The 18,099-nt window shown below is 43.6% G+C and carries 11 protein-coding genes; 8 read left to right on the forward strand and 3 right to left on the reverse strand.

Going from position 1 to position 18,099, the window contains the following annotated elements; genetic code table 11:
* The first annotated feature begins 156 nt into the window (after positions 1 to 156).
* Both L1D50_RS12610 and L1D50_RS12615 read left to right on the forward strand, forming a co-directional pair.
* Entirely contained in the window at positions 157 to 708 is a 552-nt protein-coding gene (locus tag L1D50_RS12610; protein WP_239966148.1) for a hypothetical protein, read from the forward strand.
* Positions 709 to 789: 81 nt separating this feature from the next.
* On the forward strand, positions 790 to 1,188 hold the full coding sequence (locus tag L1D50_RS12615) for a hypothetical protein (RefSeq protein WP_239966149.1): 399 nt from the start codon (positions 790 to 792) through the stop codon (positions 1,186 to 1,188).
* A 29-nt stretch (positions 1,189 to 1,217) separates the two neighbouring features.
* Here the strand turns inward: L1D50_RS12615 and L1D50_RS12620 are convergent, their stop codons facing one another.
* A complete protein-coding gene (locus L1D50_RS12620; RefSeq protein ID WP_128728391.1) occupies positions 1,218 to 1,796 on the reverse strand; it encodes a TetR/AcrR family transcriptional regulator in 579 nt (192 codons plus the stop codon).
* 157 nt (positions 1,797 to 1,953) lie between these two features.
* Between L1D50_RS12620 and L1D50_RS12625 the strand changes: the two genes are divergently transcribed.
* From L1D50_RS12625 to recD, 5 genes are all read left to right on the forward strand, one after another.
* Positions 1,954 to 2,994, forward strand: coding sequence for an alkene reductase (locus L1D50_RS12625; protein WP_128728390.1), 1,041 nt, complete (start codon positions 1,954 to 1,956; stop codon positions 2,992 to 2,994).
* A 309-nt stretch (positions 2,995 to 3,303) separates the two neighbouring features.
* Positions 3,304 to 4,329, forward strand: coding sequence for a GGDEF domain-containing protein (locus L1D50_RS12630; protein WP_239966150.1), 1,026 nt, complete (start codon positions 3,304 to 3,306; stop codon positions 4,327 to 4,329).
* A gap of 126 nt (positions 4,330 to 4,455) precedes the next feature.
* Positions 4,456 to 7,713 carry an exodeoxyribonuclease V subunit gamma gene (gene recC, locus L1D50_RS12635; RefSeq protein WP_235956531.1) on the forward strand — a complete coding sequence of 1,086 codons (3,258 nt, stop codon included), beginning with the start codon at positions 4,456 to 4,458 and terminating at the stop codon, positions 7,711 to 7,713.
* Complete coding sequence (recB, locus tag L1D50_RS12640) at positions 7,700 to 11,236, forward strand: exodeoxyribonuclease V subunit beta (RefSeq protein ID WP_138524818.1); 3,537 nt, start codon at positions 7,700 to 7,702, stop codon at positions 11,234 to 11,236. The genes recC and recB overlap by 14 nt, the downstream gene beginning before the upstream one ends.
* Complete coding sequence (gene recD / locus L1D50_RS12645) at positions 11,233 to 13,110, forward strand: exodeoxyribonuclease V subunit alpha (protein ID WP_239966151.1); 1,878 nt, start codon at positions 11,233 to 11,235, stop codon at positions 13,108 to 13,110. Before recB ends, recD begins: the two co-directional genes overlap by 4 nt.
* A 137-nt stretch (positions 13,111 to 13,247) precedes the next feature.
* Here the strand turns inward: recD and L1D50_RS12650 are convergent, their stop codons facing one another.
* Together L1D50_RS12650 and L1D50_RS12655 are read right to left on the reverse strand one after the other, a co-directional pair.
* Positions 13,248 to 15,434 carry a cation:dicarboxylase symporter family transporter gene (locus tag L1D50_RS12650; RefSeq protein WP_239966152.1) on the reverse strand — a complete coding sequence of 729 codons (2,187 nt, stop codon included), beginning with the start codon at positions 15,432 to 15,434 and terminating at the stop codon, positions 13,248 to 13,250.
* 94 nt (positions 15,435 to 15,528) lie between these two features.
* Positions 15,529 to 16,017, reverse strand: coding sequence for a malate synthase (locus L1D50_RS12655; protein ID WP_128728384.1), 489 nt, complete (start codon positions 16,015 to 16,017; stop codon positions 15,529 to 15,531).
* A 145-nt stretch (positions 16,018 to 16,162) separates the two neighbouring features.
* On the opposite strand from L1D50_RS12655, the gene L1D50_RS12660 reads away from it, so the two are divergent.
* Entirely contained in the window at positions 16,163 to 17,644 is a 1,482-nt protein-coding gene (locus L1D50_RS12660; RefSeq protein WP_128728383.1) for a DUF3612 domain-containing protein, read from the forward strand.
* The last annotated feature ends 455 nt before the right edge of the window (positions 17,645 to 18,099 follow it).

Below are 18,099 nucleotides of genomic sequence, written 5' to 3' on the forward strand. Positions count from 1 at the left end.
GCTATGGATGGTTGTAACTAATTGTTTTTAATTTTATTTTAGTAGAGCCTATGCGACACTCGGTATTTTTTGAAAAAATTCAGGAAAAGTTGAGTTATGAAATCTCGAAACTACAATGAAGCGCTCAATAACTTACCTCCAACATAGAGAAAAAAGATGGAACTCAACAAAATATCAAATAAGGAATTAAAGTTGGCCCTTAAGGCCAGCGCGGCATTAGATATTGAAATCTCAGATGATGAGTATTTGCGCTGTTTTACTTATACCGAAAATTGGGTTTTTGGTATTGATATCGCGACTTACGAAAATGGGGGCGGCGACAATATTGTTGTCGTGATCAAAGACGAGTCGATCCTTATCAAGGGGTTCGATCATGGATCGGAAGTTAGCCCTCATGCTCAAGAAGAGTACGGTGTATGGCCGGGGATGTACGAGGGAGCGCCAACAGAGCTGTTGGAAGTACTGAATGACGAAGCTTTCGAAATAGAAGAGGTCACATTTTGCATGTGGCGACTTGATAATGAAGCGACTTGGTCTCAAGGAGCAGTAGAGTTTAATAATGATGAAGATGACGGTTCGAGCTGGCTTCTGTCAGCTATTACTACCACTCCAAGCGCCTTTATTGAATATGTCGAAAACTATCATGACGGTGATTTCAACCAGCTAACGCAAGAGAAAATACATGACGTATTTGCGGCGCAAATGTAGAGTATGTCAACTAAGCTGCTAAAGGTTTTTCTACGCCAGCAAATTCTCAAAAATGTGATGTTAGTGGATAAGGAAAGTTTAATGAGACGAGTTAAAGTCTATTACCAACATCGTGACGGTGGCACAAAGCTCATCAATTATGAAAAAGAACTACGTTCTTATCGTGAAGCTTGCGATGTTATTGATCATTACCCTTGGGACAAAGAATTGGAATTGTTTGAGGCACTTGGGGAAGGTGGTGGGTTCTTTTTTATACTTGGAAATGAAGGCGGTAAGTACGCGTCTTACCAATTGACACCAATAGAAAATAATCGCGGATTACTAACTTTGGATGTTGTGTCTAAGCCAGCTGCTTTTGGACTATTTGGTGGTAAATCAGCTTCCCTCGATTTTGAGCTTGTCTCGATTCCAGAGGCTAAAAATCACATAAAAGCGCTGTTTGAATACTCAATTGACTCCTTGTACGAAAAGTATCGATGAAAATACACGCTATGCTGATGAATAAATATTTAAATTGAGACTTCCAATAACCTATCCGCCAGCGCATTTAGGTGTGAGCTGTCGCACTGAGTCGCTGCATAAGTTCGAATACCATATACAGACATAATAAAAAAACGGGCTCTATTTGTGGCTTCCTCTTCACTAAACGCTTCACTATCGGGCCATGCAATCAAAAACTGTTGCCTGATAAGTGATTCAAACTGGCTTAAGTTAGTACTCAGTGCTGTTTGAATGTCAGCATCTTGCTCGCCGATTTCGTTAAGCGTTTTGGTGAGCAAGCACACTTTTTTTGACTCGTTGCCTAAACACTCTGCGACAAGATCTTGTAAGAATCGCTCAAGTGCACAGCGAAGGCTGGTGCTATTTGCAAACAATTGTTGATAGTGGACTCGTCGGTCTGCTTGATATTGATCTATGGCAGCTAATAGCAAACCTTTTTTATTTTTGAACGCACAGTAGATAGAACCCGGATGGAGTCCGGTTACTTCGGTCAGTTTGGGCATACTGGTTTTGTTGTAGCCATAAGTCATAAATGCTTGCATGGCATTTCTCAGTACGGTTTCTCTATCAAACTCAGCTGTTCTCATTGATTTCCTAAGTGCACAAAATGTGTTTAAACATCACCATTATACCAAGACTTCAGCCCATTTTTGATAACAATGAAAAAAATGTAAAGGTTTAACTTGAATAATAATTCAAGAATCCCTATCTTGAATGTATATTCAAATATATGGAGAGTCATAAATGCCACAGGTACTTTTTGAAAATGTTAAACTAAATAACACCATATCACTCAATAATCGCATCCTAATGGCGCCACTGACGCGCTGTATGGCAGGCGACGATTTAGTACCTACCGATGACATGGTGAAGTACTACGCTAAGCGAGCCAAAGCTGGATTAATCATCAGTGAAGCAACGATTATTCGCCCTGATGGGCAAGGCTACCCGAATACCCCAGGTTTGTTTACACAGGCACAAATTACAGGGTGGAAAAAAGTAACAGATGCTGTACACGCTGAAGGTGGCAAAATGTTTGCGCAGTTGTGGCATGTTGGACGTGTAGCTCATCCATACTTTTTTGATGGGGAGGTCTTAGCACCGTCGGCTATTGGAATTGAGGGGACGGTTCCAAGAATGCGTGAACTCACCTATCAAACTCCTAAAGCGGTAACTCAGGAAGAAATCGCACAACTTGTTGCCGATTATGCCCAAGCGGCAGCAAACGCGATTGAGGCAGGCTTTGATGGAGTTGAAATTCACGGTGCCAATGGTTATTTAATTGACCAGTTTTTACATCATGCCGCAAACCAGCGTATCGATGAGTATGGTCAAACACCAGAAAATATGAGCCGTTTCGCTTTGGAAGTGACAGATGCTGTTGCTGAGCGAATCGGTGCCGATAGGGTGGGGCTGAGAGTATCTCCAGGGGCTTACTTCAATATGGATGGTGACCAAAGAGACAGAGCGGTATTTGATTACCTAATTAAAGCGTTAAACAGTCGTAACTTGGCATATTTACACGTAGGTATTTTCGACGACGCGATGGAATTTGACTATTTGGGCGGTAGTGTCTCAGCTTATTTGCGTAGCATTTATAAAGGAACGTTGGTAGGTGTGGGGAGTTATACAGCTGAATCAGGTGCTGAGGCTATCCAAAACCAAAAATTTGACTTATTGGCGATTGGTAGGCCGTTTATTGCTAATCCTGATTATGTGGAGAAGGTGCAAGCAGGCCAAGCCGTGAAAGAGTATGATGAGTCTATGCTCGCGACATTAGACTAAAACCAATCCATAAGTATGAATTTAGAGGGATGCCAGACACTTAAGTTTGGCATTTTTTTGTATATTGCATAAGCTTATAGCTAGCGTCAGAGGGAAAGCGGCAACTTTTTTGGTATAAAAAGTTGCCATCTTTATCCATTTAGCTTGAATGTGTTTTAAGTATTTTACTGTCAGGCATTTGCTAATTAATAGTCAACTGGATTTTAGCTTATTTTTTAACATTGATAGGAATAAAGGAGTACTTTGGAGTTTATTTGTTCGCTAAGTGTGTAATAATATGCCAGCAATGCAGTTGTGAGTGCGTCGAACATGCAAGAAGATTTACTAAATTCCGTTATCAGAATAACAAAAACGAGAGACGTCGATTCTCTTGAATACAGCTTAGTGTCAACTATTCAAGAGTTTATAGGCTGTAAAGAAGTTGCTGTTTATAAAGATCTGCTCGTGCCAGGAGAGCTGGCGATAGAGAGAAGCTTATTACTGAGAAAGCTATCTGAAAAGGAGTTTGATTGGGAGGAAAGAAGCCTGATCAAAGAACCTGATAAGGAATTAATTTCTTGCTTGCAATCAGCCTGTATTATTACAGTACAAGCTAAAGATGGCACCGAGCATCGTTGGGTACCAATCAGCCTTCTAGACAGACCTGTCGGTGCGATAGCGGTCATAAGTACAGGGTTGTCAAGCGCAGATCAAGTGCTGCTTAATGCTTTTTGCCGTATTTTTGAAAACTACCTCACCATTCTTCACGAAAATGAGCGTGATAAGCTCACCGGGTTACTCAATCGTCAAACCTTTGAAAAGCGCCTAAAACAATTGATCGAAAAGCAAGTGATCAAACAACACAAAACGGTGTGGCATGGCGATGTGCGTTTGGTGCATAAGGGCGCGACCTCGTGGCTAGCAATAATGGATATTGATCACTTCAAGAAAGTAAACGATAACTATGGACATGTGTGTGGTGATGAAGTCTTGTTATTATTAGCTCAACGTATGCGTCAGTTTTTTCGCTCCACAGACTTATTGTTTCGCTTCGGTGGTGAAGAGTTTGTACTGGTCTTTGAGCCAACCGATTACGATTCGATAAAGGCTAAGATGGACGAGTTTATGGAGCTGGTACGAAATACCCACTTTCCATTCGTAAAAAAACTCACCGTCAGTGTCGGAATGTCTCGGATCAGTCCATATGATTTCCCCATCACTGTGCTTGAAAATGCCGACAAGGCGCTCTATTACGCAAAAGATAACGGTCGCGATATGCTTTGTTTTTATGAAGAGTTGCTGTCTGAGCATAAAATTGAAGCGCCGGAAGAGAGCTCTGATATAGATTTGTTTTAATAGCTTATCTGAGAAGCGGCGATTGTCGCTTTTCTACTCAAGCACACTCGCAATAACCTCAATAACTACCGCTTGCAAGGAGATTCAGATACACTTAACACAGCGTTAAACTGCATGGCAGACAACATGTTACACATCATCCAATCGAATCGAATGGAAATCTTGCAGGCGCAACTCTGCACACTAATAAAATCAGCACCGCTCGCTAGCCCGTTTGCAAAAGAAGTGGTGTTAGTACAGTCTCCTGGTATGTCTGAATGGCTTAAACTAGGCATGAGTCAACACTTAGGGATCAGTGCACAGATCGATTTTCCATTACCATCTAGCTTCATTTGGAAGCTATACCAAAATTTTATTGATGATGTACCCAAGGAATCCGCTTTTAATAAAGGCAATATGGCTTGGAAACTATTTACGCTATTGCCTGACTGCATTGATAAGCCTCAATATATTGCGCTAAAGCACTATTTAGGTGACGACCCATCAGGAATTAAACTTTTTGCGTTGTGTGAAAAAATTGCCGATGTTTTTGACCAATATTTGATGTACCGGCCCCAGTGGATTGAAGTTTGGGAGCAGGGTCAAGATACGCTGAACGATGTGGATGTTGAAGCCATTGCCCCTTGGCAGCCTGATCTCTGGCGTCGTTTAGTCCGTCATGTTGAAGCGCTTGAACAAAGTCCATATCACCGCGCAAACATGCACAACAAGTTACTGCAAGGGCTGGCTAATGCACCAGAAGGCAAGCTTCCCGAGCGGATCTGTATATTTGGACTGTCAGCCATATCGACCAGTCAGCTTGATATTTTTCAAGCGCTTGGCGAAAAAACAAGTGTATTTTTATTCTTTTTTAACCCCAGTGAACACTACTGGGGAGATTTAGTCGATGAGAAGACTCAAGCTAAAGTAGCTGCAAAATATGCCAAGATGCCAGAGCTTGAAGCGAAAGACGGCGAGTATTATTACATTGGCAACCCACTCCTTTCTTCGTGGGGAAAGCTCGGGCGTGACTATTTTGAACAATTATTGCAGCTTGATGCCAGTTGGATTGATGGATTTGATGACGCGTTTGATGACAGCTTGCTTGGCCAAGTACAGCAAGAGATCTACCAGTTGGCATTTAAAGGTGAGTCGTTAACTGCGGATCCAAATTGGTTTGTATCTGAATTGGGTAAGTTACCCATTATGGCTGATGATACCAGTATCATTTTTCAGGATTGCCACACGCCACTGCGTGAGGTCGAGCGGCTTCATGATTATTTACTCAATCTGTTTGAACAAAATCCAAGCCTGACGCCTAAAGACATTATTGTCATGATGCCTGATGTGGGCACCTATTCGCCATTTATTAAAGCGGTGTTTGACAGCAGTGAAGACAACCTGCGGATTCCCTATGCGATTTCCGATCTTGCAATTGAGCAAGAGCGGCCTATTTTAACGTCTTTTGTGACGTTAACAGACTTACCCAATAACCGTTTTTGTGTGTCAGATATTCTCGACTTGTTGGGCGTTGCACCGATCGCCGAACAGTTTAATCTTGAAAGCCATGAGTTTGACTTAATTCGCTATTGGCTCGATCAGGTCAGTGTTAAATGGGGCTTAAATGATAGCCATAAGAGCGAATATGGCTTGCCAAAAATACCATTAAATACGTGGCAGCATGGACTCAACCGTTTGCTCTTAGGAGTAGCAACGAACGACGAACAGACGCCGTTTGCATCCATTTATCCAGCTGATGAAGTTGAAGGTATGTCGGTGGCAGTACTTAACAAGCTTATCGGCTTTGTCGATGCGCTGATTTGGTTAAAGCGGCAACTCAGTAGTGAAAAGACCTTAACGACCTTTGCAGCAATTCTACGTGAAGCCATGGCGCTATTTTACTCGTCAGAGTCTGAACAGAGTTGGGATTTACTTAAGCTTGAGCAAATTATAGAGAACATCGAAAAACACCATCAAAATGGCGATATTCAAGCGCCAGTCTCAGCAAAAATCTTAGCGTATTTGGTCAAGCAAGGCGTTAGAGAAAAAGGGGTTGGGCAGCGCTTTTTAGCCGGATCGGTAAACTTTTGTACGCTGATGCCGATGCGTGCTATTCCATTTAAAGTGGTGTGTATGCTAGGCCTAAATGATGCGGACTATCCTCGTACCGTGCAACCTATCGGTTTTGATTTAGTCGCCCACTCCACTAGACGTAAAGGCGATCGCTCACGAAAACTAGATGACAGATACTTGTTCTTAGAAGCGTTACTCAGTGCTCGAGAAAACTTGTATATCAGTTATATTGGCCGCTCTTGCTTTAACAACGAAGCCCAAGTGCCATCTGTTCTAGTCAGCGAATTGACTGAATATCTAGATCGCAGCTTTTATTTTGAAGATATGCCAAAGCAGTCGCTTGTTACTCGATTAACTTCACAACTGCCATTACAACCTTTTAATCCCGAACATTTTAAAGCGGGCTCACTACAGAGCTACAATCGTACTTGGCTTTGGCAGCATAGAGCGGCGCAAGTTGATGAGATAAAACCGTTAGCACCAGTTTTAGACGCAGAAATTGAGTTTAGCGATTTGCTGCGCGGCGTTTGTGAGCCGCAAAAGTTATTTTATCAGCAAGCACTCGGCATTAAACTCAAACCAATAGAAGCGTTAACACTTGATGAAGAACCTTTCGCATTAGATGCATTGGAACGCTACCAATATTTAGATGAAGTGCTTGATGCTCAGCTACAACAACAACCCTTAAATCTTGAACAAATATTACAACGAGGCTCGCTGCCACAAGCAAACATTGGCAAACTACAGCTAGAGGGACTGCTCACCCGCGTTGAACCTATGGTTAACGTATTGACCCCGTTGCTTAGCGAACCAAAGGAGCCTCTAGAGCTAAAACTTGGTGTTGCAGAGCATATACTGGTCGGCTGGCTTGATTGTGTGTATGAAAACAGGCAAGTGTATTATCGTAGCGCCAGTATTAAAGCCAAAGATTTGATTAAAGGGTTTTTACATCACTGTGCAGCCTGTGTAATGGGGCATGAAGTCACTACTTATATTGTCGGGTTAGATCAAAGTGTGCACTTTGCTGCTATTTCGCAGCCACAAGCTCAGCAATATTTGGAGCAGTGGCTGGCTTTTTATAAGCAAGCGCTGAGCGAACCTGTGGCATTTTTCCCAAGTTCTAGCATGGAATACGCCAAGACACAGGATATTAAAAAGGCCGTAAATAAATTTAAGCCGCAATATGTTGGTCGAGGAGAAGGGGAAGACCCCTATGTTCAACTATGCTTTAGCGATTTGTTAGCTCATGAAGCGCATTTTTGTGCACTTAGCCTTACTTTGTTAACACCTATTCTTGATGCCGCTGAGGAGGTACGCCATGGAGATGCTTAATCCCATTACTATGCCTCTAAGTGGCCAAAACCTAATTGAAGCCAGTGCAGGTACGGGGAAAACCTACACCATCACCGGTTTATATCTGCGCTATTTACTTGGTTTGCGCACTTCTGATCAGCAACATGAGCCGTTAAGCGTTGAACAAATCTTAGTGGTAACCTTCACAGAAGCGGCAACACAAGAGATCAAAGACCGAGTGAGAAAACGCATTATTCAAGCTCGAGACGTGTTACTAGGCGAAGTCTGTAAAGATGAACTGATCAATGCCATTTTGGCGCAAGTTGAAGATAAAAAGCGCGCCTTTGATCTCCTTGATGCAGCTGCTAAGTCAATGGATGAGGCCGCGATATTCACCATTCATGGCTTTTGCCAAAGAATGCTGAAGCAGCACGCTTTTGAGTCTAAGGTAGCATTTAACCTCGAGTTTATTCTCGACGAGAGCGAGTTGATTGACGCCGCGATGGCAGATCATTGGCGATGTTTTGTCTATCCGCTAGATACAGAAAAAACACAGGCTGTGATAGAGCAATTTGCGACGCCTTATGCACTGGCGAAGCAAGTTAGGCCCTTATTAGCAAGAGAAAATGCCGAAATTAAACCTTCTGTTTCCTTAGATGCGGTATTTGCAGCTCGCGAAAAATACCAAACATTAGCACTGTGGCTAAAGGCCGAAATCGTCAAAGCTGACTACATCAATGTGTTGAAAAACGCGGGGCTGGCAGGCAATCGGGCACCTGGGCGAAAAGCTAATCTTCAAGCTCTGGAGGATTATGTCAACAGTGAGCAGTGGTGGTTTGAGTTTGGTAGCAGTAATCACTCCTTTGGACTTTGGGGCAGTGAAAGCCTTGCCGATGTTGCTCACTATAAAAAGAATACTACGCCGCTGGAGCATGAGCTCATTCGTCATTTTGATACCCTAGCTGAGCTTCACCAATTAGTCGGGAGTGGGCTTAAAATCGCGCTGGTGCAACAAGCGGTGAACGAGGTAAGAGCTTTGCTTCACGCCCATAAAGAAGAATATGGCTTGATCTCTCCCGATGATTTACTTAAGCAGCTGCATCAAGCGCTGATGGGCGATAGTGGTGAGCGCTTAGCCGAAAAAATTGCACAGCAATATCCGGTTGCCATGATAGATGAGTTCCAGGATACCGATCCCATTCAATATGGGATCTTCAGCCGAGTTTACGTAAAGGAAAATACCGCATTAACTTTGATAGGCGACCCAAAACAAGCCATTTACGGCTTTCGTGGAGCGGATATTTTTACTTATATCGGTGCAAAGCAAGGAGTTGCGCAAGACAGGCGGTATACGCTTGCAACCAATTATCGCTCCGATAGTGACGTGGTTGCCGCAGTGAATACGATATTTACTCGCCATCCCAATAGTTTTATCTACAACAAAGATATCCCTTTCATTGAGGTGAGCGCGCAAGGTAAAGCCGAGGATGCGCAATTTACTATTGCGTCTAAAAAGTCGTCAGCTCTGCGCTTCAGTGTATTACCAAATGAGGATGAGGCGTTTAACAAAAGCGCCGCGCAAGCGCGGCTAAGTCAGGTGTTCGCCGGTCGAATTGCAGCGCTTATCGAGCAAGGACAGTCGGGGATTGCGAAGATTGGCGAAAACCCAGTTGTGCCAGCGGATATCTGTGTGTTAGTTCGCGACCGCATAGAAGCGAGCTTGATCAAACGAGCCTTAAATCAACTCGATATTGCCAGTGTGTACCTTGCCAGAGATAGTGTATTTAGGCAGCCGCTCGCAATTGCCTTGTATCAACTGCTTGATGTACTGCACGGGAGTTACGACGAAGCTGCGCTCAGAGGCGTGCTTGCGGGACCATTATTTTATTTAAACAACCAAGCGCTGTATGACTTACAGTTTAATGAGCAGCAGTGGCAAGGTTATTTACAGTTATTTAGTGAGTTAACACAGCTTTGGTATCGCTCTGGTGCGATGGCGATGCTGGAACACTTATTGATAACTTGTGAGCTGCCAGTGATTTGGCAGCAGCAGGGAATGGAAGTGGAGCGTTGGCTTACTGATTTTCGTCATTTGGCTGAGCTTTTACAGCATAAGCAATTAGAGCTTGATGGCACGGGTCGTGTGTTACGTTGGTTTTTATCGCAGCTAAATAACGCCCAGAGTGACAGCAGCCAAATTCGCTTAGAGAGTGATGCCAATCTGGTGAAAATTGTGACCATGCACGCATCAAAAGGTTTGGAGTATCCGATTGTCTTTATGCCATTTGCGCTTGGGTTTCGTGAACCTGATACGTTAGTTTATCACCAAGGGGATAAGCTAGTTGTCGATCTTGAAGCCAGTGACGACGCCAAAGAAAAAGCAGAGCAAGAACGACTGGCTGAGGATATTCGCTTACTTTACGTTGCGCTGACGCGTGCGGTGCATTATTGTGAGCTTGGGCTTTACGACATTCAACAAGGGCGCAGTAAAAAGTCTGCGCTGCACAAAACGGCTTTAGGGTTTGCCTTGTTTGGCATGGAAACCTTCGACAGTGCTGAGGCTTGGCAAGGTGCCCTAAGCGAGTTATGTAAAGCACATGCGGCAATGGAGTGCGTAAGAGTAGATGAAATTACCGCGCCACAGCAAGCGATAAACATATCGCTTGAAGACAAGCCTCTAGCTTTGTCAGCGAAAACCTTCAGCGGTCAGATTGAACGCCATTGGCGTACCACAAGCTTCAGCCAGCTAAGCTATCACACGCATCATGGTGATAAACCAGCTGGGGCCGTGGACGAAAACCATTTATTGGACTTACCTGAGCAGCGTCAAGAGCGGGAAAAAACCTCATATACATTTCCTAAGGGCGCCAAGCCAGGTAGCTGTTTGCACGAAATCTTTGAGCTTATAGATTTTACCGCACCGAATTCCCCCAAAAACGAAGATAAGTATACGCTGACCGAAGCGGTCACGAAATCTTTGGATAAGTTTGGTATTGCGACTGAATGGCAAGAGACCGCTGAGCGCTGGATAACAAGCTGTTTGGCAGCACCTCTTGCGCCACATCCTCATTTACAACTTGGTGTCTTGCCACCAGACGACTGCATTGTTGAAATGGAATTTTATTTGCCACTAAAACCACTCAGTGCGGTTAAGCTGAACAAGATCCTCAGTGATATCACTGGGCAAAAGTCATTTTTAAACTTTGATGATGTGAAAGGCATGCTGAAGGGGTTTATCGATTTAATCTTCAAGTGGCAAGGACAGTTTTTTGTTCTCGATTACAAGTCCAACTACCTTGGCGATAGCCCAGAAGATTATCACTATGATAACCTCAATGCCGCGATGTCGTCTCATCAGTATCATTTACAGTATATGATCTATACCGTGGCACTTCACCGCTTGTTAAAGCAGCGCCTTGCGGACTATAACCCTGAACAGCATTTAGGTGGGAACTATTACTTGTTCTTACGTGCATTACCGGACAATCAGGGAATTTTCTTCAATCAGTTAAGTGTAGAGCAAGTGTTGGCGCTGGATGCATTATTTGAGGAGTCTGTATGAGCCAGCTAAGCATGGACTTTGAGGCATTCGATCATCATAGCTTTATAGCGTTATTGCTTGAACACAAACGAGTCGGAAAAGCCGATATCGCGTTAGCCAAGTTGCTGAATCAGCAAGGCTATGACGATCACTTCTATGTATTTTTACTATTATTAATCGCTCATGGACGTCAGCATAGTTGTTTAGAGCTAGATGGTATTAATTATCAGGATCCATTTGAGCTCAGCTACGCGGTTGCGGATGAATCTATAGAGTTGTCGCCATTTTCAAGCTCGGGTATAGCCGTTGCTGCGCTCGCACAGCATCCTGCAATCGGTGAAGATAAACCGCTTCGGCTATACGATAATAAGCTCTACTTGGCGAGATTAGCAAATTATGAAGCAAGGCTTGCGGGACACTTTGAAATGTTGGCAAAAGCCGATGTTACGCTGGATGAAGCAAAACTGAGTGCACTGTTGGCGTCGTTTTTTCCAGCCAGTGAAGAAGACATTGATTGGCAAAAAGTGGCTTGTACGCTTGCAATCATTAAGCGATTTTGTGTCATCACGGGTGGTCCCGGTACGGGGAAAACCACGACGGTCACAAAACTGCTTGCGATTTTACAGTCGCTTTATAACAGTGCGCCGTTGACCATCAAGCTAGTTGCGCCAACTGGCAAAGCGGCTGCGAGGCTCAGTGAGTCAATTATCGGTGCGAAAGCGAAGTTAAATCTGTCGCCAGCGCTTGCTGACTTACTGCCAGAGCAGGCGCAAACTATTCATCGCTTGCTAGGCGTTATTCCTAATAGCGTGCACTATCGTCACAATCAAGATAACCCGCTGCATGTTGATGTACTGATTGTTGACGAAGCATCCATGGTGGACTTATCGCTTATGGCGAAGCTGGTGGATGCACTACCAAAACATGCACGGCTTATTTTGCTCGGCGATAAAGATCAGCTCGCATCGGTAGATACCGGTAACGTACTTAGCGATCTATGTGAAAACTTAATGCTTGGGCAAGCACCACATTACAGTCAGGCACTGAAAGCAAAGCTAGCTGAGTTGAGTAAACAAAACCTGCCTGAGTCTGGTGATACTAGCGCTGACTTTATGTTGGAAGATAATCTGGCGTTTTTACAAAAAAGTCACCGTTTTGACAGTCGAAGTGGGATTGGTCAGTTAGCATTTGCCGTAAATAGTAACAATAAGCGGCAATTAGACAGCGTGCTGGGGCAAGGTTATAGCGATATACAGCATCATGAATTAAATAGTGAAACTTACAATACCTTAATTGCCAGAGCGGCGGAGCAATACCAGCGATACCTGCTTGCCATTCATCATGGTGAGAGTGAGGCCATAATTCATAGCGAGTTTGCCAGCTATCAATTGCTAGCGGCCGTGAGAGAAGGCCCTTACGGTGTGAACGAGTTAAATCGTAGAATAGAGCTCAAGCTCAGCCAAATGGGATTGGTACAACCAACAGGGCGCTTTTACGTTGGTATGCCCATTATGATCACCCAAAACGATTACCAGTTGAAACTGTTTAATGGCGATATCGGGATCATTTTACGCGATGAAAAGGGTGAACTACAGGCATCATTTATTGATGAACAAGGCGGCATTAGGCGCTTTTATCCTGCCAGATTGCCGAGCTTTGATAGAGTGTACGTGATGACTATCCACAAATCACAAGGCTCGGAGTTTGCTTACACGGCGATGATACTACCACCAATTCAACGTGCGCAGCAGGGGATAAACCGCCAGCTCATTTATACAGGGATCACCCGAGCTAAACGGCAGTTTGAATTGGTGGCGCAATATAAAGTACTGGTGCAGGGTATGAATCGAAGTGTGAGCCGCAGTAGTGGTTTACGAAGTCGGTTATCAAAGTGATGAATTTTTTGTTAAAAACTTGTTTTATTTTGTGGTTTGACTAAGGTTAAAGTGAGCTTGAAAGCTAGCTCGCCCAGTGAGTAGACTTGCCGTCAGTTAACGTGTTAACTGACGGCGTTTTTTTTATTTCGTTGGTATTAGAACTTCAGTTTATCAATAAGTGTGTTTGGGTCGATTTCAAGTTCATCCATTAATGACCAGCGAGTTTGCTTTTGTACACTACCTTTTCCTAAGATCCAGTAATCATAAGTTTTTTCAATACGGCCATTGGTATGCTGGATAGTCAGCCAAGCATTTACATAACTCAGTAAATCTTGATTACGCTTGGCGACGGCAAATCCAACGGGGTATTTCAGACTTGCCCCCTCCGGCACTACAACACCAAATTCAGGGTAGAACATGCTCCATGCAAAGCCCGCCTCTGCGCTGATCACTAAGGCGTCATATTTTTCTGGGTGCTTAAAATAGCTTTGCAAATTGTTAATACCGGATACTTTTACCTTAGGGTTTTGCTGGGCCAATTGTTTGAGTAACGGAGCATACTCAACGTGAGCTAAATTCAGCTTATCAAGCGTAAGTAGGGCTGACTTGTCAGCAAACTTCTTCAAATCATGATCTTTGGCCAAGAGCGCCAGTTGCAGCTCCAATACCTTGTCACTAAAGCGCACGCTTTGTAAGTCGGCAATATTAATTTCAAGGCCGGACATTGCAATATCGAAATATCCCTTGTTGAGATACTCTGCCAGTTGTGGCTTTTTAAATGGAATAAACTCGATTTTAACCCCAAGGTCGGATGCGAGCCTATGTGCGAGGCTGACATCAAAACCCACTAACTGGTCTTTTTGATTAAAGTAACTAAACGGCACATTATCGATAAGATATCCAACACGCAGCAGGTTACGTTTTTTAATCACATCGATATTCGTCAAAGACAACTCACCACTTTGGTATGCTTTAGGGACATAGCTAAGTACATGAGCAGGGACGGTATCCGAGATCACCATATTAGCGATGGCCTCGTCGGCCGATTTAGTTTGCTGACCGAGGTAATTATTCGCCGTAAAACTCAATAACATAAATGCTGGGAGTAGTGCAGATAGTAGCGTTAAATAATAAACTGAGCGCACGCGTTTTAGGTGTAATTGTCTGCGGTTGATGAAAATACATAAAAATACAAATGCGAAGATATATACCACAGTGGTCGGTGAAACTACTTTTGCGGTGAGTACTGACATTGATAAATATAACTGATAAGTATCAGCCGGGACACGCAAGGTATCGAGTAAATAGGGAATAGCGATATGTACGTTAGCAAAGTAACTTAACATCGCCGACAAAGACACATTAGGAATTTGTTCGATGCTGATTTGGTTGCCGGTAAGCCATGCTGCAAAAGAGACGAAAATGAGGGTAGTAAGTTTTCCTAAACTTGGGAAGGTATAAGCGATAGGAACTAACACCTCCGCGATGTGATCAGAGTTTTCGTCACTTTGCTTAATTTTGCGTAAATGATCTTTGATCCCCTCGGTGATCACCGGCAATACAATAAAAACGTTGCCGGTACTAAATGCGGTGATCCATGCATTGCGCATAACCATGATAAGGTCGCGGTATTTAACTGGGGTAAGTGCGGCAACAAGCATAGGGAGCAGCACTAACATTAAATACACGCCGACACATAAAACGACAACCCAGTACACTTGCAATTCAGACAACTCTTCTGCGCTCATGGTGCCTGCGGTACTTGCTGTCATCGCAAAAATGCCGATAGGGAAGATGGCAATGATCTTCTTGGAAATAACCGATAGACCTTGACCGACGACTTCTAACACATCGAGTAAACGGTTTTTCTTTTGATTGGAAATAAGCGCCATACCTAACGCAATACAAAATATGACTAAGGCAGGTACATTACCCTCTGCCATAGAAGCAAAAGGGTTAGCGGGAATATAATGTTTAACGAAGTCTACTTCGGGCGCTGCTGCGACCAGTGCTGGGGAAAAAAAGGTCCCGGCATCATGCGCAGGTAATGTCATAATAAAGCACCAGATCACAGCAAGACCTACCACCCAAAGGGAGATCATGACTAGCGCCGCTTTTGCAAGAATGCTTTTAACTTGTTCGGGATTAAATTTCCCTAAACCCACGATAAGGCTGACGACAATATAAGGGAGAATGGTGATTTGCATCAGGTTTACAAAACCTGTACCGATAGGTTTTAAAAATGATAACCGTTCACCGAAAACTAAACCAGCAAAAATGCCAAGTATGAGCGCCCAAAGCATCCAGTTAATGTTTTTTAGAAAATTAAGCAATTTAGTCATGTGCTCAGTCGAAAAAAGAGCGGTATTTTAATTAGCTTAGCTTAAAACTTACTGAATGTTTGAGCGATTTGATTACAAATTATCGAGTGTTTACTCAAAGTTCATAATCATCCCCACTTTTGGCACGGTAACAGGCTTTTCCTGCTGGTTGTTGCACACCGTGATAAAAGCTCATCCACAGTTTTTGTAGCTGGGTTTTAGTCTTTTTACCAACCACAGACGCCAGTGGTGTTTCTACGATAATATCTTCGATATGGGCGCTATCAAATTGACCGAGCATTCCGGTTCGATTGAAGGTAATTTCAATATGTAAACCATCGTCCTGTTTTAATAAAATAGCCTCTGGCGTTTCACGGTGACCGCATAGTGCGACGAATTGGCTACAATTTTTCAAACCACAATGGGTGCCGTTGGCAAAAAATGCAAGCAGGTGATTGTAGTAAACCACATAGTCTGTCACCTCCATGTGTGAGCCAAATTCTAAAGGACATTGTTCATCAAGATACTGTTTTGCCAGCATTGACTGTTGCGCTTTCGTATCATCAATTGATTGCTCTGTATGCGGTTGTAATTGCGCTGCCATGATCCACCTCACTTGTTCATGTTGTCATAAATTGGGAAATATATTCTGGTTGTTTCGTGTACATTTTGAGTGTAAGTTAAATATTCAAATAATTTCACAAAAAGAATTTCACAGTGTGAATTTCACAAAAACGGGGTGTGAAATCATGGCAAAAGTTGCAAGCTTAATTAGAAAGTCCCACTTTCTGGGTACTAAAATAAGAAATCTAAGAAAGCGTAACCATCTGACTTTAGAAGACTTATCGGCTCGATGCGTTAAGCAAGATCCCGCCAGTGCGCCTTCCGTTTCCTACTTGTCAATGATTGAAAGAGGCCAGCGTACGCCAAGCGAAGCGATGCTCGAAAACTTCTCCACTGTATTTCAAAAGCCGATTGAGTGGTTTTTAGATAGTCAACCAGAAGCACCGGAGATAGCGCCAGATAAAGGCAATTTCGGTGGGATAGTGGGGATGGCTTTAGAGCCCAACTTTCTATTTGCCAAAGAGATATTGCAAATTGCGATCCCAGAAATGCTGTCCCAAGCGGGGATCAGCGGTAGGCAGTTTGCGCACCTTTTGATCCGTGCCCACCAAGAACACCATCAAAACCACTTTCCTGATTTAGAGCGAGCAGCCGATGAAGTGGGGGGTAAAAATCTCTATCTCAGCTGTGATGACCTCATGGCAATTTTGCTAGCAAAAGGTCGAAAAGTGGAGTGGTTTGAGCAATCCTCTCCTGACGGAGAGGGAATGATCACTTCTTATTTCAAAGAGCCAAACTTGGTGTTTATAAATCGCGCATTGCACGCACATCCCGCGAGAATGAAATACGATTTAGCCGTTCATATTGGCCATGCAGTGCTTCACAATAGTGAGGGTTTAGAATGTGTACTCACTACTGGAGAAAGCCGGAAGAGTAGTGATAACCCAGATCACGATACTCCAAATGCCCAGGATATTTTGAGCGCGTGGCAGGATTTTGAATCGAGTTTCTTCGCAGGGGCTTTATTGTGCCCCCGTACACCATTTCGGCAGTTACTCGAAAGCCGAGGTTACGATGTGCGCGTCCATGAGCAACTTGGTATTTCGGCTTCCGTCGCAATGCGCAGAATGACATCGGTTTCACCTTATCCACATTGGCATTATTTTGATGCTTATCAAGCAGGTAAACTCAAGGCGGTGTATCGGGGCAATGGCATTCCTTTACCTTGGGGCAATATGCGTAGCGTTGCCGATCCGTGTCAGCACTGGGCCGTATTTCGTAAATTTCATGATGATAGTCATAGTGCCAGTGCTCAGCTTTCGATCTTGAACGTCAATGGTAAACCACGTCTGTATTGCTGTGAGTCAGTAAAAATCGTTGATGTGGCGAATCGTCCAAGGGTGTTGTGCGCGGGTCTGGATCTCAATCCTGCTATTAATGCACAAGGAATTGATGCTGACGCCTTGATTGGAGAATTGCAACAAGCTTGTATTAGCCATGGTGGCGCGAGTGTGGTGCCCTATCATATGAAAACCCAATTACTCCGTGTCGCCAAGATTTTAAATATCCAGTGGATTGAACGAGGGCTTGAGGGCTCTGTTCGGGTGATCTGTACTCGAGGAAAAAGCTGCCCAAGAAAGCCGAGCTGTTATGTTGAGAGTCCGTAATTGACGTCATTCGATGATTGTTTTGTTGAGTTTTTGATAATAAAAGTTGAAAAGGTCGGCGTTGCATGCCATATTTTTTAAGCGGGTTGTTTACATCTGCTTAATACTCATTCTTTTAACTATCACCTAGGAGACGTAAATGTTCATCTACAACAAACAACGCCCTAGTGATCTGCATGAATGTTCCGTTAATTACCACTTGAGTGAGTGGTTCGACGAATAGCCTCACCTGAATTCCAATTCTATTCCCATCGACAATTTGTTGGGTGGGTTTTATCACGTTCCGTATCAATGCGAATGTAAACGCTAACGCTAATTGCGTTTAGGTTTTTCAAAAAACCAAATTAATAATACCAGTTGTATTAAGTAAATGATCTATCTTGAAGCGGGGAAATAGCTTTAGTAGCACCGCTCTCGCGTCCTGCTACCGCTAAGGTACCTATATCCATATAGGC

Origin of the sequence: Pseudoalteromonas sp. Isolate6 (assembly GCF_022398435.1) — a bacterium.
GTDB lineage: Bacteria > Pseudomonadota > Gammaproteobacteria > Enterobacterales > Alteromonadaceae > Pseudoalteromonas > Pseudoalteromonas galatheae.